This window comes from Acinetobacter sp. FDAARGOS_559, from assembly GCF_003940475.1.
GTDB lineage: Bacteria > Pseudomonadota > Gammaproteobacteria > Pseudomonadales > Moraxellaceae > Acinetobacter > Acinetobacter baumannii.
Map to the genome: position 1 here is coordinate 3,962,975 of NZ_RKJG01000005.1, position 17,118 is coordinate 3,980,092.

Annotated in this window: 17 protein-coding genes and 1 pseudogene; 14 read left to right on the forward strand and 4 right to left on the reverse strand. The window is 40.9% G+C overall.

Annotation, left to right across the window (positions count from 1 at the left end; all coding sequences use genetic code 11):
* The first annotated feature begins 93 nt into the window (after nt 1-93).
* The 3 genes from EGS71_RS20670 (at nt 94) to EGS71_RS20680 (ending at nt 3,458) form a co-directional block, all read left to right on the forward strand.
* Nucleotides 94-1,410, forward strand: a complete 1,317-nt coding sequence (locus EGS71_RS20670; RefSeq protein ID WP_000060070.1) for an MFS transporter — start codon at nt 94-96, stop codon at nt 1,408-1,410.
* 398 nt (nt 1,411-1,808) lie between these two features.
* Nucleotides 1,809-2,873 carry a catalase family peroxidase gene (locus EGS71_RS20675; protein ID WP_001061484.1) on the forward strand — a complete coding sequence of 355 codons (1,065 nt, stop codon included), beginning with the start codon at nt 1,809-1,811 and terminating at the stop codon, nt 2,871-2,873.
* A 12-nt stretch (nt 2,874-2,885) separates the two neighbouring features.
* The gene (locus tag EGS71_RS20680; protein ID WP_001180298.1) at nt 2,886-3,458 is read left to right on the forward strand and encodes a cytochrome b; all 573 of its coding nucleotides are present in this window, start codon (nt 2,886-2,888) and stop codon (nt 3,456-3,458) included.
* A 140-nt stretch (nt 3,459-3,598) separates the two neighbouring features.
* Here the strand turns inward: EGS71_RS20680 and EGS71_RS20685 are convergent, their stop codons facing one another.
* Nucleotides 3,599-3,883: a DUF1330 domain-containing protein gene (locus tag EGS71_RS20685; RefSeq protein WP_001277471.1), complete on the reverse strand. Its 285-nt coding sequence runs from the start codon at nt 3,881-3,883 to the stop codon at nt 3,599-3,601.
* 62 nt (nt 3,884-3,945) lie between these two features.
* Complete coding sequence (locus EGS71_RS20690; RefSeq protein ID WP_001049495.1) at nt 3,946-4,608, reverse strand: GntR family transcriptional regulator; 663 nt, start codon at nt 4,606-4,608, stop codon at nt 3,946-3,948.
* Between the two features lie 152 nt (nt 4,609-4,760).
* On the opposite strand from EGS71_RS20690, the gene EGS71_RS20695 reads away from it, so the two are divergent.
* From EGS71_RS20695 to EGS71_RS20740, 10 genes and pseudogenes are all read left to right on the forward strand, one after another.
* Nucleotides 4,761-5,363 (forward strand): amino acid synthesis family protein, encoded by a 603-nt coding sequence (locus tag EGS71_RS20695; protein WP_000420417.1) that lies wholly within the window; start codon nt 4,761-4,763, stop codon nt 5,361-5,363.
* Nucleotides 5,332-6,123 (forward strand): alpha/beta fold hydrolase, encoded by a 792-nt coding sequence (locus EGS71_RS20700; RefSeq protein ID WP_000987217.1) that lies wholly within the window; start codon nt 5,332-5,334, stop codon nt 6,121-6,123. The genes EGS71_RS20695 and EGS71_RS20700 overlap by 32 nt, the downstream gene beginning before the upstream one ends.
* Nucleotides 6,124-6,153: 30 nt before the next feature.
* Nucleotides 6,154-7,086 carry a flavin-dependent trigonelline monooxygenase reductase component gene (gene tgnA / locus EGS71_RS20705; protein WP_001293253.1) on the forward strand — a complete coding sequence of 311 codons (933 nt, stop codon included), beginning with the start codon at nt 6,154-6,156 and terminating at the stop codon, nt 7,084-7,086.
* 2 nt (nt 7,087-7,088) lie between these two features.
* The gene (gene tgnB, locus EGS71_RS20710) at nt 7,089-8,126 is read left to right on the forward strand and encodes a flavin-dependent trigonelline monooxygenase oxygenase component (RefSeq protein ID WP_001212565.1); all 1,038 of its coding nucleotides are present in this window, start codon (nt 7,089-7,091) and stop codon (nt 8,124-8,126) included.
* An 11-nt stretch (nt 8,127-8,137) separates the two neighbouring features.
* Nucleotides 8,138-9,607, forward strand: coding sequence for a (Z)-2-((N-methylformamido)methylene)-5-hydroxybutyrolactone dehydrogenase (gene tgnC, locus EGS71_RS20715; RefSeq protein WP_000123067.1), 1,470 nt, complete (start codon nt 8,138-8,140; stop codon nt 9,605-9,607).
* 122 nt (nt 9,608-9,729) lie between these two features.
* Nucleotides 9,730-9,874 (forward strand): annotated as a pseudogene (locus tag EGS71_RS20720) (hypothetical protein).
* Between the two features lie 38 nt (nt 9,875-9,912).
* On the forward strand, nt 9,913-11,319 hold the full coding sequence (locus EGS71_RS20725) for a purine-cytosine permease family protein (protein WP_000081160.1): 1,407 nt from the start codon (nt 9,913-9,915) through the stop codon (nt 11,317-11,319).
* Nucleotides 11,320-11,344: 25 nt separating this feature from the next.
* The gene (locus tag EGS71_RS20730) at nt 11,345-12,514 is read left to right on the forward strand and encodes a hypothetical protein (RefSeq protein WP_000750366.1); all 1,170 of its coding nucleotides are present in this window, start codon (nt 11,345-11,347) and stop codon (nt 12,512-12,514) included.
* Nucleotides 12,515-12,652: 138 nt separating this feature from the next.
* Nucleotides 12,653-14,110, forward strand: coding sequence for an NAD-dependent succinate-semialdehyde dehydrogenase (locus EGS71_RS20735; RefSeq protein WP_001176563.1), 1,458 nt, complete (start codon nt 12,653-12,655; stop codon nt 14,108-14,110).
* Entirely contained in the window at nt 14,107-14,490 is a 384-nt protein-coding gene (locus EGS71_RS20740; RefSeq protein WP_000064100.1) for a carboxymuconolactone decarboxylase family protein, read from the forward strand. The genes EGS71_RS20735 and EGS71_RS20740 overlap by 4 nt, the downstream gene beginning before the upstream one ends.
* Nucleotides 14,491-14,546: 56 nt before the next feature.
* Here the strand turns inward: EGS71_RS20740 and EGS71_RS20745 are convergent, their stop codons facing one another.
* The gene (locus tag EGS71_RS20745; RefSeq protein WP_001163445.1) at nt 14,547-15,458 is read right to left on the reverse strand and encodes a LysR family transcriptional regulator; all 912 of its coding nucleotides are present in this window, start codon (nt 15,456-15,458) and stop codon (nt 14,547-14,549) included.
* Nucleotides 15,459-15,556: 98 nt separating this feature from the next.
* On the opposite strand from EGS71_RS20745, the gene EGS71_RS20750 reads away from it, so the two are divergent.
* Nucleotides 15,557-16,153 (forward strand): NAD(P)H-dependent oxidoreductase, encoded by a 597-nt coding sequence (locus EGS71_RS20750; RefSeq protein ID WP_001062875.1) that lies wholly within the window; start codon nt 15,557-15,559, stop codon nt 16,151-16,153.
* Nucleotides 16,154-16,209: 56 nt separating this feature from the next.
* On the opposite strand, the gene pobR is transcribed toward EGS71_RS20750, so the two are convergent.
* On the reverse strand, nt 16,210-17,025 hold the full coding sequence (gene pobR, locus EGS71_RS20755; protein ID WP_002009185.1) for an IclR family transcriptional regulator PobR: 816 nt from the start codon (nt 17,023-17,025) through the stop codon (nt 16,210-16,212).
* Between the last annotated feature and the right edge of the window lie 93 nt (nt 17,026-17,118).

Genomic DNA, 17,118 nt, shown 5'->3' on the forward strand with positions numbered 1-17,118 from the left:
TGGAAATGAGACGATATTCGTATCGTCATCGGTCAACTCGTCTTTAAAATCTTGATAGGACGCGTCTTAAGGCTCATTTTCAGGAGAAAATAAATGAGTTTAACGCAAAGCATGGAATTATCGGCTGAAGCAATTGCCGAAAAGCAATTAATAAAAAAAGTAGCATGGAAAATCATGCCATTAATTATGGTGTGTTACTTATTTGCTTTTTTTGATCGTATCAATATTAGTTTTGCCAAGTTTCAGTTACAAGCTGATTTATCTCTAAGCAATACAGCTTATGGCCTTGGTGCCAGTTTGTTTGTAATTGGGTATGTAATATTTGAAGTACCTAGTAATTTATTGCTACATAAATTTGGTGCGAGAAAATGGATTGCGCGCATCATGATTTCTTGGGGTGTTGCAACGGCCTTAATGGTATTTGTGACCACAGAGTGGCAATTTTATGTATTACGTTTCTTGATTGGTGCAATGGAGGCTGGCTTTGCTCCGGGTGTGCTGTATTACATGACGCTTTGGTTTCCTCAAAGCTATCGTGGTCGAATTATTTCATTATTTTTCCTTGCTTCTGCTTTTTCAGGCATCTTTGGAGGACCAATTTCAGGGGTGTTATTGTCATCACTTGATGGTGTGATGAACATGCGTGGATGGCATTGGTTATTTTTAGTCGGTGGCGTGCCTTGCGTTTTACTGGGTCTTTGTGTTCTTACTTATTTAAAAGATCGTATTGATGATGCGCAATGGCTATCATCCTCAGAAAAAGTTCACTTAAAACGTTTGGTTGAACCTAAACAACCAGAAAAGGCCTCTCATTCATTATGGGCTGCCATTAAAACCCCGGGATTATTAATTTTAGGTGCTATCTATTTTCTGATTCAGATTGCATCTTATGGTTTAAATTTCTGGGGGCCACAGTTAATAAAAAGCTCAGGTATTGATGATACGCAAATGATTGGTTTTCTTAGTGCCATTCCATACCTCATGGGAGCAATTACAATGGTAATTGTTGGACGTTTAGCAGATAAATCTGGGGAGCGTTTAAAATTTACTGCTGGTTTACTCTCTTTAGGTGCTATTGGTTTCTTTACCGCCGGTTTCTTTGATGCGAACCCCGTTGTTGTGGTCATTTCGCTTGCTTTATTAGGGGCAGGTATTGTTGCTGCAATTCCTTCTTTCTGGAATTTACCACCTAAAGTCTTGGTCGGAGCTGGGGCGGGGGCTGCGGGTGGTACAGCGCTCATTAATACATTAGGGCAAGTAGGGGGAATTGTTAGTCCTATTATGGTTGGTCATATTAAAGACATAACAGGGAGTACAACGCCTGCGCTGTATATTATTGCAAGCTTATGTGTTGTGTGTATTGCACTACTAATATGGGCTACGCCAAAACGGTTAAAAGAAAAAGGTTAAACGATTCACTCATGCTCAAAGCCAGTTGGTTGGCTGGGCATGAGTGTATTTAATATGAAAATGATCTAATAGTTAAAAAATAAAACTTATAGCCAACTTATAAAACTAAAAGCCAATGTGACTTGTCAAAAAGTGGGAACTTTTACATTTTTCGTTCCCATGCTTTATTTATCTCCATTCAAATGTTAATAAACTTAATAATAACCTCACGGTACGTAACTTATATGGCCCAGAAATAAATATTATATTAAGGTTTATCACTATTGGATCCAGAAATTTCGGGATTTTATTTACTTAGCTAATCTTGAACATAATTCCATCAAATTAAGTAATACTCTTTTTTATAGGATCAAACTTTTCTTTATAAATGCAGCTATATAATTTACACAGGATGAAGAATGAATAATTTGAATTTTAAAACTCTAAAGAAGTACTGGCTGCGATTCGTGGGTATTGCTGTAATCGCAGGCGCTTTAGTATTGGCATTTGCTTGGACCGCTGGTCTATTTGGACATCGAACAACATCCAAAACTTTTTTGGGTGACACATTAAAAAACTTTGATCCCGGATATCGACGAGCACATGGTAAAGGTATTTGTTTTGATGGCACTTACCATAGTAATGGTGCGGCAGCAGCACTCTCTAAAGCCACGGTATTTACCAAGTCTGATATACCAGCAATTGGCCGATTTTCTATTGGAAGCGGTAACCCGCATGCGGCAGATAATTCTACCGCAACAGTGAGTATGGCTTTATTACTTTCTCCAGCCGATCATTCGCAGTGGCGCATGAAATTAAACAACTTTCCTTATTTCCCGACTCGAAATGCTGAAGGTTTTTTGGCGCAGCAAAAAGCATTTAAACCGGTTCCGTCTACTGGTAAACCTGATCCAGCCCTTGTTGAGGCATTTTTAAAAGAATATCCCGAAGCGCGTAAGTCTATTGAGCAAAAGGCCAAGATGCCATTAACTGGTAGTTTCAGCGGTGCAGAATTTTATGTCGTAAATGCCTTTATATTGCGGGCAGCCAATGGACAAGAACAGCCAGTCCGTTGGTCTATGCGTCCTCATTCAAAATTTATTAGTCTGACGAAAGAGCAACGTGATCAAGCTGATCATGATTTCTTATTTAAAGACATCAAAAAACGTTTGGCTGAAGGACCGCTCTATTGGGACTTGGTTTTGCAACTTGCCGAGCCGGGAGACCCGGTGAATGACCCATCTCAGCCTTGGCCAAAAGGCCGTAAAGAAGTTATAGCCGGAACATTGGAAGTCAAAAATGTAACTGATCAGGTAAATGGCGCTTGTCGTGATATTAACTTTGACCCAACTTTGGTGCCACCGGGAATTGAGTTATCAGATGACCCAGTACTCGCAGCACGAGCGGCTATCTATTCACAGTCTTACAATGCTCGATTACGTGAAATTGGATTTGGCAAAGCAACGGATGCCGTGGGCAAATAGGAGAGCTGAACAATGCAAAATAAATCTAACGATACTGCTCCACGTCATTTTAATTTGACTGCTCGAATACTGCATTGGCTTATGGCGGCAGCAATTCTGGCTATGCTATTTATTGGGGTAGGAATGACCACCTCAATGACTTGGCGTCCGTGGTTAATTGATATTCACCGTCCTTTAGGAATCGCAATCTTACTATTGGTCATCATAAGATTAATAAATCGACTCTGTTATCCAATTCCACCTTTGCCGCCGACTGTACCGCGCTGGCAGGCGTTTCTTGCCCATGCATCACATTGGCTACTTTATATTTTGATGTTTAGTTTGCCATTGCTCGGATGGGCGACGCTATCGGCAGGTAATTGGCCTGTCACTTTATTTCCGGGTTGGGATCTTCCACCTATAGCACCAACCAACTCTACGCTTTACGCTTGGTTCCGTACTCTACACGGAATTTTGGCTTGGCTATTATTTGCTGTCGTCATTGGTCATTTATCTGCTGCGTTATTACATGCCTGGATTTATCGCGATGGCGTATTTTCGAGTATGGCTTTGGGGCCTTCTTCTAAAAAAGAAGAAGCTGATTAGTTTGCTTGAAATTTTTTCGATTGAATGATGAGTTAATGGTGAGGTTTTTATAAGGTTTATTTAAAACATATAAATAAGCTCGCTGATATAACAACTTAAAATAGAATTGATTTCTCAAGTTGAGAAATCAATTCAGCAATTTAGATCCCTTCAACAAAACTCACCATGACATCACAGCAGCCTTGGCGTTTACTTTTGGCAAGCTGATATTCAGGTGAAAAATAACATTCACGTGCAGTTTCCATATCTGGAAACTCAATCACCACATGACGTTCAAACTCTTGTCCTTCTAAGACTTCCGAGGCACCGCCACGCGCAAGAAACTTGGCACCATACTTTTGAAAAGCTTGCGGAGCAGTGGCCATATATTGTTTATATTGTTCCATATCATGAATGGTGACATGAGCAATCCAGTACGCAGACATATCGTATTTCCCTATAACTTATTCAATAAAGGCCTATTTACCTTTTCCTAAAATTTGTGATTTCACGCATCTAAAATATTTTTTGCGACAGCAGCAGCTTCAGCAATATGTTCAGCAACAGCTTGTTTTGCCTTTTCAGGGTCTTTGTGAAGATAGATGGCCTCACACATATTTTTAATACGTTGATAACCTGAAATTTCACGCTTTGTTGATTTCATGGTCATGGCACGAAGACGGCTAATTCGACCGTTTAAACGTTGAACCACTTCCCAAGCAATATGGTGATTGGCTGTAGTAAAAATAGTTTCATAAAGCCGGGTAGAGGTCGCAATAATGAGATTGATGTCATCGGCGGCAAACGCAGCTTTAAGATCTTCTAATAGAAGTTTTAATTTTTCAGCAGTTTTTTCATCTAGATTTTTAGTGCAGTCGACCACGGCACTTTGCTCTAATAAAAGACGAATTTCATAAATTTGTGAAGCGATGTCCCAGTTAAGGAGCGAAACGATAGGGCCTTTATTTGGCAAAATCTCGACTAAACCTTCTGCTTCCAAATAACGAATCACTTCGCGAACTACAGAACGGCTCACGCCAAGTTCTTCACATAACGTTCTTTCAACCAATCTTTTTCCTGAAGGGAAATAGCCCGTAATAATAGCATTACGCACTTTATCTAAACACAGCTCTCGTAAAGTTACGGGCGGGTTCTCAATTTTAAGATTCATAGGTAATTAAATTTTCCTGTTTTTTAACATGTTGAGTTTCATTACATGTTTTTCAATAAAAATTAGCATAGCAAACTCTTGCTTTTTTTTCAGTATGTATTATGGTATACCGTAATACGAATGATAAGATAATTTACTTGCAAGGAAGAGCAATGGAACTCATACGTAAAACTGTGCTTCATGTAGAAACCACTTATGTAGATGGCGGCAAAGAAGCAGCCAAGCCTTTAAAAATGGTGGCAGCAGCAGCGGTGATTAAAAATCCGTGGGCAGGGCAAGGTTATGTAGAAAACCTAACACCGGAAATTCGTCGTATCGCTCCAATCTTAAGCAAGCATTTAACCAAGCTTATTCTTGATGAAGTCGGTTCGGGCGAGGCTGTTGAAGCTTTTGGTAAAAGTGCAGTGGTGGGCTTAAATGGTGAACTTGAGCATGCATCAGCTTTAATTCACACCTTACATTTTGGTAATACTTACCGTAGTGCTGTTGGCGCGAAGTCTTATTTGGCATTTAACAATACCCGTGGCCCAGCAAATGCGCCGATTTTAATTCCAATGATGGATAAAAATGACGAAGGCCGCCGTTCTCATTACTTAACATTGCAATTTGCAATTCCAGATGCACCTGCTGCTGACGAACTGGTTGTTGTGATTGGTGCAGCAACAGGTGGTCGACCACATCATCGTATTGGTGATCGTTATAAAGATTTGGAAGAGTTAGGTCATGATGTCAAAAACCCTGCAGCTGTCAAATAACCGTATTGCTCACTATTTTGAGCAAGGCGAAGGAGAGCCTCTGGTTCTGATCCATGGAGTGGGAATGCAAGCTGCGGCATGGTATCCACAAATTGAATATTTTTCTAAACATTATCATGTGATTTCAGTAGATATGCCGGGACATGGTCAAAGTACCAAATTACCGGCAGAAGCCAAATTACAAGATTTTGTTGAATGGACTATCGAATTTATTACAGCCTTAAATTTAGGTCCGGTAAATTTAGCAGGGCACTCAATGGGATCACTCATTACGACAGGAGTCAGTGTTACCCGTCCTGATTTAGTTAAACGGATGGCTGTACTCAATGGTGTGTATAAACGGACACCACAGGCACGTCATGCAGTCATCCAAAGAGCTGAAGAGTTAAAAACAGGCCGTATTGATGTTGAAACTCCGCTACAACGCTGGTTTGGTGAAAGTGAAGTCGAGCGTATAGCAGCTGCCAAAGTGAAAACTTGGCTCGAAAATGTCGACTTATCTGGTTATACCACTGCGTATTCTGCGTTTGCACAAGGCGATGAAACTTATGCAGATGACTGGTCAAAGATCACTTGTCCTGCTTTGGTGTTGACCGGTACGGATGATCCGAACTCAACTGCAGAAATGGCAATACAAATGGCAAAACAGGCAAAGCATGGCACTGCAATTGTCATTGAAAATGAACGTCATATGGTGAATTTAACTGCACCTGACAAAGTGAATAATGCAATGCAAGCGTGGTTGGAAACCAACGTTTAAATTGCCACACATTGCTGAAGGAATATAACAATGAGTGAAATGGATACTATCAATAAAATGCGTGAACTTCGTGATGCTTTCGGGTCATTTATGACAGGCGTTACGGTGGTCACAACCTGTAAAGAAGATGGAACGCCACTTGGCTTTACAGCGAACTCTTTTGCTTCGGTGTCTTTGGACCCAGCTTTACTTCTAGTGAGTATTGCCAAGACATCAAGCAATTATCATAACTTTGCAAATACCACTCATTTTGCAATCAATATTTTGGCAGAAGAGCAAAAGGATGTTTCAAATACTTTTGCTCGTCCAAGCGAAGACCGTTTTGCAAATCTTTCATGGTCAAAAAGCGCTTGCCAGAACCCGCTGATCGATCATGTCAGTGCATGGTTTGACTGTACTACCTACCAAGTTGTCGATGCTGGTGACCATGCGATTTTAATTGGTAAAGTTGAAGATTTTGCTTCGACCGGTTTTGCAGGTCTTGGTTATTATCGTGGTGGATATTTCACACCAGCCAAACTTTCTGCCGAGGTGATCTCTGGCCCTAAAGTGGTGATGAGTGCCATTATTGGACATGAAAATACCATTTTACTTGAAGAAACTGCCGATCATAAATGGACTATTCCGCATGTCATGGTAGATAAAGACGGTGCAGATAAAGCGCTCGAGAAAATCTTTGCACAATATCAGCCAGATGCTTCTGCCAACTTCATTTACTCTGTATATGAAAACGTTGAAAACCAGCAGCAATATATTTCATTTTTATGCAACACACCCGTAGCTCAAGCCACTAAAGGTCAGTTTGTCGATTTAAATGATCTTGAGAAACTTGAGTTTGTAGACAGTGCTTTAGAAAGTATGCTGATGCGCTATCGCAAAGAAAACCATTTGAAAACTTATGGTGTTTATTACGGAAATCAGACAACAGGTACAGTTCGTCAAATCGTTAAAGAGGAAGTTTAATCATGCGTTTTTCATTATTTGTGCATATGGAACGTGTTTCTGATCAGCAAACCCAGAAGCAGCTTTATGATGAAATGATTGAGCTTTGTCAAATTGCAGACCGTGGCGGTATGCATGCGGTTTGGACAGGCGAACACCATGCCATGAACTTTACCATTGCACCGAACCCATTTTTAAATCTGGTCGATTTAGCGAATAAAACCAAAAATGTTCGTTTAGGTACGGGTACGGTAGTAGCGCCATTCTGGCACCCGATTAAACTTGCAGGTGAAGCTGCAATGACCGACATTATTACCAACGGCCGTTTAGATATTGGTATTGCTCGTGGTGCTTATTCGTTTGAATATGAACGTATGGTTCCGGGCATGGATGCATGGAGTGCAGGTCAGCGTTTACGTGAAATGATTCCCGCAATTAAAAACCTTTGGAAAGGCGATTATGAGCATAACGGGGAATTTTGGCAGTTTCCAAAAACGACTTCGGCGCCTCAACCGCTTCAACAACCGCATCCACCAATTTGGGTTGCTGCCCGTGATCCAAATAGCCACGAATTTGCTGTGCAAAATGGCTGTAATGTACAGGTAACGCCGTTACATTTAGGTGACGAAGAAGTTGAAAAGCTCATGGGACATTTCAATGCAGCTTGCGAAAAGTTCAGTGATGTACCGCGTCCGGAAATTATGTTGCTCCGCCATACCTATGTGGCAGATAGCGAAGAAGATGCTCAACTGGCAGCAGATGAAATTAATACGTTCTATAACTACTTTGGTGCTTGGTTTAAAAATGAGCGTGAAATTAATCAAGGTTTAATCGCACCTTTAAGCCCTGAAGAAATTGCTGCACATCCTTTTTATACACCTGAGGCGATGCGCAAAAATAACGTGATTGGGCAAGCCCAAGAAGTCATTGATCGCTTAAAAGCCTATGAAGCGATGGGCTATAACGAATATTCTTTCTGGATTGATACAGGCATGAGCTTTGAACGTAAAAAAGCCTCATTAGAACGTATGATCAATGAAGTTATGCCGGCATTTGCATAGAGGCGAATATCATGACAGCAGACTTTCAGCTTTATATTAATGGTCAGTTTGAATCTGGTGCAGCGACTTTTGAAAGTATTAATCCTGCAACAGGTGAAGTTTGGGCACACATGCCGGAAGCTCGAACCGAGGAAGTCAACCGAGCAGTTCAAGCGGCATCTCAGGCATTAAAAGCACCGGAGTGGGCAGGTTTAACGGCCTCCCAGCGCGGTAAATTGCTCTATAAGTTGGCTGATTTAATTGAAAAAGCTGCACCGCAACTTGCCCAAATTGAAACCAGTGATACGGGCAAAATTATTCGTGAAACATCGAGCCAGATTGCCTATGTCGCTGAATATTATCGCTACTATGCAGGTATTGCCGACAAATTAGAGGGTAGTTTTCTACCGATTGATAAGGCAGACATGCAAGCATGGATTGTTCGTGAACCCGTGGGTGTGGTTGCTGCAATTGTTCCTTGGAACAGTCAGTTATTTTTATCGGCAGTGAAGGTAGGTCCTGCTTTAGCAGCAGGTTGTACAGTTGTGCTAAAAGCCTCTGAAGACGGCCCTGGACCATTGTTAGCCTTTGCTAAATTGGTCCATGAAGCGGGTTTTCCGGCTGGAGTGGTCAATGTGATTACCGGTTTCGGACCTGAATGTGGCGCCGTGCTGAGTAGTCATCCTGATGTTGCCCATGTTGCGTTTACAGGTGGACCAGAAACAGCGCGGCACATTGTGCGTAACTCGGCTGAAAATCTTGCAAAAGTTTCACTCGAATTAGGTGGCAAATCACCATTTATTGTATTTGCTGATGCAGATATTCAAAGTGCGGTAAATGCTCAGGTTGCTGCTATTTTTGCTGCTACTGGGCAAAGTTGTGTAGCAGGTTCACGCTTACTGGTTGAAGAAAGCATTAAAGATGAATTTGTTCAGCGTTTGGTTGAGCGTGTACAAACCATAAAAATTGGTTTACCTCATGAGATGGCCACCGAGTTTGGGCCGCTTTGTACCTTACGCCAACGCCAAAAAATTGAGCAAGTCGTTGCAAGTTCAATCCAGCAAGGGGCAAAACTTCTTACTGGCGGGAAAAGCCTTGAGCGAGCAGGTTATTACTATCCACCGACCATTTTAGATTGCACCGATGCACCTCAAGCAGATTGCATTACCACAGAACTATTTGGTCCGGTGTTATCGGTAGATAGTTTCAAAGATGAAGCGGAAGCTGTGCAAAAAGCCAATAGCACGCCTTACGGGCTGGCAGCAGGCGTTTTTACCACCAATTTAAGCCGTGCTCACCGTATGACCAAAGTCATTGGGTCGGGAATTGTTTGGCTAAACACTTACCGCGCGGTTTCTCCACTTGCACCTTTTGGTGGACATGGGCTTTCGGGGCATGGTCGGGAAGGTGGCGCAAATGCGGTTCTAGATTACACCACCACCAAAACAGTTTGGTTACGTACCTCAGATGAGCCAATTGATGACCCATTTGTCATGAGATAAGTCATGACTTGAGGTATGAAAATATATCGGGATTTTAATTTCAAGGATGAAAAAATGAATCAGTCAAACCCAGTAATCGCCTAAAGCTTTAAATAGTTGAAAACGTAAAACTAGATGTATCGATGCTTAATCAAGTATTGATCGGACTGGCTTTACCTTTTTTCTTGGCTAAAACAACACAAACAGAAAAATGAGCTGTTTGTAAAAGGAAATAAAAAGATGAAGCCGAGTCATATTGAAATGACTTTGGCTGGGCAGATTTTTTGATGTTGAGGAAATGAATTCCTCAAAGAGAGATTAAGGATATGAGCCAAAACGAAAATAGCAATAATGCTTTCGCCATCGAAAGTCATTCCATTGATTATGTTGCTCCCTCTGAACGTAATGGGAAAGTTCGCGATCTATTCACATTATGGTTTTGTACCAATATTGCACCGCTTGCCGTGATTACGGGTGCAATGTCAATTTTAACGTTTAACCTCAATATTGTAAGTGCATTGCTTGCGATCTGCTGCGGACATTTTTTTGGTGCAGCGATTCTGGCCTTAACCTCTGCACAAGGCCCACAGGTCGGCATTCCTCAAATGATTCAGAGCCGCGCACAGTTCGGGCGTTATGGGGCATTGCTGGTTGTACTGTTTACCACCCTCATTTATTTAGGTTTTTTCATCTCTAACATTATTTTGTCAGGCAAAACCCTTCATACCGTTGTTCCTGCTATTCCTGTGCCGACTGCGACTGTGATTGGTGCAATTGCAGCAACCACAATAGGCGTGATCGGTTATCACTTTATTCATAAGTTCAATAAAATTGGAACTTGGTTTATGGGTGGTTCGTTGCTCATTGGCCTCATGATTATGGTGCCGCATATTAATGCAGATGTACTTGCTAAAGGCTCTTTCAATATGAAAGGCTGGTTTGCCATGTTTGGTTTGTGTGCGGTATGGCAAATTAGTTTTTCACCCTATACCTCAGATTATTCACGATATTTACCGAAGTCGATTGGTATTTATAAGCCATTTATCTTTACCTATTTAGGCGCATCGTTAGGAACTATTTTTGCGATGGCATTTGGTACGATTGCGGTCAGTATTGGCTCAACGGCAGATGCTATGGAAGCGGTAAAGTCAGGCACTGGGCTGTTCGGTTATGTCCTTATGATTTTGTTCTTATGCAATATCATTGGTCATAATGCCATGAACCTCTACGGTGCGGTTCTTTCCTGTATTACCTCAATTCAGACTTTTGCAGGGCAGTGGATGCCAAGCCGAAATATCCGAGTCGTGTTATCAATCATTGTATTAGTTCTAGCGACTTTAACGGCGCTTTGGGCATCAAGTAACTTTATTAGTTTCTTCTTGAATGTGATTTTTGCCTTGTTATTTATTTTGGTGCCGTGGGTGTCTATTAATTTATTAGATTTCTATGTCGTGAATAAAAAGTCTTATGATATTCAATCGATCTTTGCACGTGATGGTGGTATTTACGGCAAATTTAATGCAAAAGCGCTTACGGCTTATTTCATTGGGATCGCGGTACAAATTCCGTTCTTAAAAAATGCCTTCTTCACAGGTGCATTGGCTGATGTAATTCCGGATGTGGATATTTCATGGGTCATTGGATTGGTGGTGAGTCTGGTGGTGTATTACGTCTTTAATCTAGGAAAGATTAAATGTTCTGCACCTGCATTAAACGCAAAATTACCTCAATAAGCATTGTAGTGAAAGGAATCCGACAATGAAAAAAAGCTATTTACAAGCAGCTTTAAGCACAGCATTGATGGCTGTAATCTATCCGAGTTACGCAGGTATAAGTTTTGGAAACACCGATGATGAATACGGCAAGCTCACCGTATCCGGCTATGTTCGCGCTAACTATCAAGATAAACACTATGGAGAGTCTGCTTCTGATCAAAAAATTCGTTTTGATGCTGCGCAGTTAAAACTGGACTACGAGCGTGGACCGTTATTTGGTCATGCGGAATATCGTTGTTATCAATATGACCATCTATGTGATTTTTCTACCTTAATTGATGGTTATGTAGGGTACAAATTAAATAAAACAGATCAAGTGGTGGCAGGTGTTCAGCCGATTCCATTTGGACCGGGACGTTTTTGGGGCAATAGCCTATATGGAAGTATGAGCACAACCGCAGGTTTAGAAGACGTTCATAATCTTGGTTTGAATTATCATTTTGAATTGCCGACAGCAACCAAGTTTGATGTGGGTTATTTTGCGGTAGATGGTGGGAACTACACAGGTTCTACCCAAGATTCAGGTCGCTACACTGCAAATTATGTGAGTTCAGATGATCCGAATAAAACCGATTTGCAAGAAAAGAACATGTGGGTAGGCCGAGTGACTCAAGATATAAATCTTGGAATTAATGGTTTAACCACACAACTCGGTGGTTCCTATTGGACATCCGATATTGAAAATAAAGCTGCTTCGAGTGATGGGCGCCGTCATGCATGGGCACTTTTTGGTAAAGCCAATTATGGCAATTTTAATGTGACCCTTACTGGTGGTAAAAATGATGTAACTAATCAGGACCAGCTTAATCCTAATCAGTCGCTCATGGGCTCTTACGACACCGAATATTATGTAGCTAACAAAGGAACATTCTATACAGCAGATGTTGGTTATTCTTTCAAAAATGTTAAGCAAATCGGAAACATTACGCCGTACTTTATGTACAGCCATTACGATAAAGATCAGGACAGTATGAAAGATTCGATTCGTAATATTATTGGTGTGTCTATTGACCATAAACAGCTATCTTTGGTGGCTGAATACATCATGAGTAAAAATGACCCATTCATTGGTGGGACTCAAGATTCATTGGCAAAAGGGGATGATAACCAGTGGAATAAGTTGCTTAACTTAACGCTGTTTTATTATTTCTAAAGACATTTAAACATTCGGGCATACCGAAAATTTTTTTAAATTAATTTTTGGTATGCCATAATACAAAGTTGATGGTGAGCTATTTAATTTATGTATCGCTCGACTATCAATGCAGAAGATCTCAACAGGATAATGATCATGCAGCTTAATGAACTCACTTTATTTCGTCAGCAAGCTTTTGTTGCTGGAAAGTGGTGCGATGCAGACCATCAACAAACATCCGAAATTTTAAATCCGGCGACATTAGAGATTATTGGTACTGTCCCAAATATGGGCAAGGCTGAAGCCGAGCGTGCCATTGAAGCTGCCAAAGAAGCTTGGCCGTTATGGAAAAATAAAACAGCAAAAGATCGATCCATTATTTTAAAAAAATGGTTCGATTTAATTATTTCAAATGCAGATGAATTGGCTTTTATTTTAACAAGTGAGCAAGGAAAGCCTTTAGCCGAAGCCAAAGGTGAAATTTTATATGCTGCCAGTTTTATTGAATGGTTTGCCGAAGAAGCAAAACGAGTGTATGGCGATATTATTCCGAGTCCATATCCCGATGCTCGTATTGTCGTAAATAAACAGCCTATTGGTGTTGTGGCAGCCATTACACCGTGGAATTTTCCCGCTGCCATGATTACGCGTAAGGTTGCTCCAGCCTTGGCGGCGGGTTGTCCTTGTATAGTAAAACCGGCGCCTGAAACGCCTTTTACTGCTTTGGCTTTAGTGGACTTAGCCGTGCAAGCTGGCGTGCCTGCTGAAATCTTTAGTGTGATTACAGGCGACGCGGCTCATATTGGTGATGCGATTTTTGAAAGTGATGTCGTACGCAAGTTTACTTTTACCGGTTCAACACCAGTTGGCAAAATGTTGCTTGAGCGTTCAGCAAAAACCTTAAAAAAAGTTTCCTTAGAATTGGGTGGCAATGCGCCGTTCATTGTATTTGATGATGCCGATTTAGATGCAGCAATTGAGGGAGCACTCATTGCTAAATTTAGAAATGCAGGGCAAACCTGTGTATGCGTCAATCGATTCTTAGTGCAGGCGGGCATTTATGAAAAATTTATTGCTGCCTTAAGCCAAAAAATCCAAAACTTTAATATTGGTAATGGATTAGAAGCTGGGCATGACATTGGGCCATTAATTAATGCCAATGCGGTGAAAAAAGTTGAAGCTCATATTCAAGATGCATTAGATAAAAATGGTCGTCTTGTGATTGGTGGTAAAAGGCATACTGCGGGTGAATTATTTTTTGAACCGACACTGATTGCAGATGTTACCGCTGATATGGATGTGGCAACCCAAGAAACGTTTGGTCCGCTAGCAGCTGTATTTAAATTTGAAACCGAGCAACAAGCAGTTGAAATGGCAAATGCAACTGAATTTGGTTTAGCCGCATATTGTTATACCAAAGATTTAGGCCGTGCTTGGCGAATGAGTGAACAGCTTGAGTATGGCATGGTCGGAATTAATAAAGGCCTTATTTCAAATGAAGTTGCGCCTTTTGGTGGCATTAAACAGTCTGGTTTGGGGCGTGAAGGTTCTAAATACGGTATTGAAGATTATCTGGAAATTAAATACACCTTGTTTGGAGGATTGAATATATGAGTAATGAAAAATTTGAAAAGGGTTTAGCAATCCGTAAACAAGTTCTTGGTGAAGAATATGTAAATAATTCAATCAACAATGCTGATGAGTTTAATCTTCCTCTTCAAGAATTAGTCACTGAATATTGCTGGGGAGCTGTTTGGGGGCGTGAAGAATTAAGTAAGCCTGAGCGCAGTTTAATTAACTTGGCAATGATCTCAGCTTTAAATCGTCCGCATGAATTAAAACTACATGTTAAAGGTGCACTTCGAAATGGTGTACCTAAAGAGAAAATTCGTGAAGTGCTTTTGCAGGTTGCAATTTACTGTGGCGTGCCTGCTGCCGTAGATAGCTTTCGAATTGCTAAAGAGGCAATTAAAGAGTTTGAATCTGAGCAATAAACATTAGCTTTGAATATTAAAAAAGGCCTTGTTCGAATGAACGAGGCTTTTTTATTTTAAGCTTGTTTGTTAAGTTTAGAGGGTAAATGCTGCGCCAAATAATCAATTGCAAGGCGGGTTTTTAGTGGCATAAAAGGCAGTGTAGGCCATACCAAATGAATCGGAAAAGCAATGCTAGACATGGTGTCTAACACTTGTACCAGCTTACCGTCCTGTAATTCATTTTGAATGAGCCAGTCGGGTAGCCAAGCAATACCTGCGCCAGCAAGTGCTGCATTTTTAATGGCTTGTAAGTCATTTAAAAGAAGTTTTGCTTTGGGCTTAATAAATAAAGGTTCTGCATTTTCCTTTTGAAGTCGCCATTTCTGCATTTGACCAAAATGCGGATCGGCAATCGTGGCGTGCAGGTCTAAGTCTTCAATATTTTCTAATGGACCTGCTTCATTTAAATAGTCAGGTGAAGCACAAAGCAGCATTCGATGTTCACCAATCGGTTTGGCAACGAGCTGAGTGGTGTCAGGCAATTCCCCGATTCTTATACATAAATCAAAACCTTCTTCGATCAAGTCTACATTTCGGTCATTAAATGAAATTTCTAACTGTAAGTCCGCATGTTGATGAGCAAATTTAACCATGAGCGGGGCAGCAAAGAGTTGTCCAAAAAGTACAGGCACAGATATTCTTAATCGACCTGTTGCGTTAATTTTCCTTTGGTCTAATAAAGCTGCTGCATTTTGTATTTCACTTAATGCTCGACGGCTATGTTCATAAAACAAAGCACCTTCATCAGTCATGCTGAGCGAACGTGTTGTTCTTTTAAATAGAACTACACCAAGCTGTTCTTCAAGCCGAGCAATATTTTTACTTATGGCTGAGCGAGTTAAATGCAATTGCTCGGCAGCTTTTACAAAACTTCCAGCTTCAACCACAGTCACAAATATAGAAATTGCACTTAGCTCATGTTGCATGATTGTTGCCTAAATAGAACCAATGATAAGAAATAATATCACCACTGTTGAATTTATTGTGGAGTTAATATGGCTTCATTGAAAACGTGGAGATGGTCATGGCTAAAATATTGGTATTAAAATCCAGCATTATGGGTGAGGGTTCACAAACCAATCGCTTAATTGATGTAATGCTTGAACATCGAAAAGACCAAGGTTTGCAAGATGACATTACCATACGCAATTTAGCTGAAATGAACCTGCCTGTATTAGATCTGGAAATTTTCCAAGCGCTGCGTGGGGCTGAAAATATAAATCAAGACATTCAACAGATTGTTGCTTTATCGGACGAATTAATTGCTGAATTAAAAAATACTGATTTATTGGTCATTGGTGCACCCATGTACAACTTAAATGTGCCGACTCAACTTAAAAACTGGTTTGATTTGGTGGCACGAGCAAGACAAACATTCCGCTATACCGAAACTTATCCTCAAGGTTTGGTTGAAGGCGTAAAAGCTGTGGTGGTAAGCAGTCGGGGGGGTATTCATGTCGGCCAAGAAACTGAGGCAGTCACGCCTTATCTCAAAGCAGTGTTAGGGCTAATGGGCATTCATGACATCGATTTTATCTATGCAGAAGGCTTAGACATGCAGGCCTATCGCAGCAACGCTTTAGATTTGGCAAGCCAGCAAGTGAAAGAATTCGCCATTTAAAATCATGAACTGAAACTCTTGTACCTCTAATTAATGACAAGAGTTTCTAAGTCTATTTAAATTACATTTCTAAGTTCATTTGCCGTGTTACGCAGCAATGGCAAAATTTGCTGAACCAAATAATCTTCTTGTACTCGGTTGGTTTGAGACATGCAGTTAAGTGCTGCCACTGCTTGACCTTGTGCATTAAAAACGGGCACGGCAATCGCAATTACGCCAAGTTCATGTTCTTCTTTAGAAAGACAATAATCCGATAACGAAATACCCTTAAGCACTTCAAAAAACTTTGACTCATCTACAATGGTAAATGGGGTTAAGCGTTTTAAACCGTAATTTTTTACCCACGTATGTTGGGCTTCTTCGGGTAGTGCTGCCAGCAATACTTTACCCGTGGAAGTGGCATGGGCAGGGAGACGGTTTCCTAAATGCATGCCATAAGGGCTAACGCGCAAATTATCTTGCTGTGGTAAATAACTACGGGCAATCGGCACCACTTCGTTATCGTCTAACACCACAATCGAAAAAGTCAGAGATGTCTGGGCACACAAAAGATTTAAAAATGACTGAGCAACTTTAGGCAGGTGGGCAGAGCTTAAATAAGAACTCGAAAAGCGCAGCACGCGATGAGTGAGCCAAAAGTAATGTTCATCTGTCTCTAAATAGCCTAAGTATTTTAAAGTTTTTAGATAACGCCTTGCTGCTGTACGACTAATACCGGTTTGCTCAGCCACTTGAGTGACATTAAGCCGTTGCCGATCTGTTCCAAAAGCTTCCAATAAAGCCAAGCCTTTTGCTAATCCTGCAATATAGTCATCTTGACGAATTTTCTCATGCGAGTTCGGGTGCTCTAGAAAAGCATCGAGAGAAGGCATCCTTTCATTCCTGTTATTTTGGTTGTTTCTGTCCGCTATTCGGACAAACTAAATGATAAACGGTTATTTTCGTCTTGAATACATAGTGAACAA

Coding starts and splice junctions, on each gene's coding strand:
- EGS71_RS20670 (WP_000060070.1), top strand. CDS start 94: ATGAGTTTAACGCAAAGCATGGAATTATCGGCTGAAGCAATTGCCGAA.
- EGS71_RS20675 (WP_001061484.1), top strand. CDS start 1,809: ATGAATAATTTGAATTTTAAAACTCTAAAGAAGTACTGGCTGCGATTC.
- EGS71_RS20680 (WP_001180298.1), top strand. CDS start 2,886: ATGCAAAATAAATCTAACGATACTGCTCCACGTCATTTTAATTTGACT.
- EGS71_RS20685 (WP_001277471.1), bottom strand. CDS start 3,883: ATGTCTGCGTACTGGATTGCTCATGTCACCATTCATGATATGGAACAA.
- EGS71_RS20690 (WP_001049495.1), bottom strand. CDS start 4,608: ATGAATCTTAAAATTGAGAACCCGCCCGTAACTTTACGAGAGCTGTGT.
- EGS71_RS20695 (WP_000420417.1), top strand. CDS start 4,761: ATGGAACTCATACGTAAAACTGTGCTTCATGTAGAAACCACTTATGTA.
- EGS71_RS20700 (WP_000987217.1), top strand. CDS start 5,332: ATGATGTCAAAAACCCTGCAGCTGTCAAATAACCGTATTGCTCACTAT.
- tgnA (WP_001293253.1), top strand. CDS start 6,154: ATGAGTGAAATGGATACTATCAATAAAATGCGTGAACTTCGTGATGCT.
- tgnB (WP_001212565.1), top strand. CDS start 7,089: ATGCGTTTTTCATTATTTGTGCATATGGAACGTGTTTCTGATCAGCAA.
- tgnC (WP_000123067.1), top strand. CDS start 8,138: ATGACAGCAGACTTTCAGCTTTATATTAATGGTCAGTTTGAATCTGGT.
- EGS71_RS20725 (WP_000081160.1), top strand. CDS start 9,913: ATGAGCCAAAACGAAAATAGCAATAATGCTTTCGCCATCGAAAGTCAT.
- EGS71_RS20730 (WP_000750366.1), top strand. CDS start 11,345: ATGAAAAAAAGCTATTTACAAGCAGCTTTAAGCACAGCATTGATGGCT.
- EGS71_RS20735 (WP_001176563.1), top strand. CDS start 12,653: ATGCAGCTTAATGAACTCACTTTATTTCGTCAGCAAGCTTTTGTTGCT.
- EGS71_RS20740 (WP_000064100.1), top strand. CDS start 14,107: ATGAGTAATGAAAAATTTGAAAAGGGTTTAGCAATCCGTAAACAAGTT.
- EGS71_RS20745 (WP_001163445.1), bottom strand. CDS start 15,458: ATGCAACATGAGCTAAGTGCAATTTCTATATTTGTGACTGTGGTTGAA.
- EGS71_RS20750 (WP_001062875.1), top strand. CDS start 15,557: ATGGCTAAAATATTGGTATTAAAATCCAGCATTATGGGTGAGGGTTCA.
- pobR (WP_002009185.1), bottom strand. CDS start 17,025: ATGCCTTCTCTCGATGCTTTTCTAGAGCACCCGAACTCGCATGAGAAA.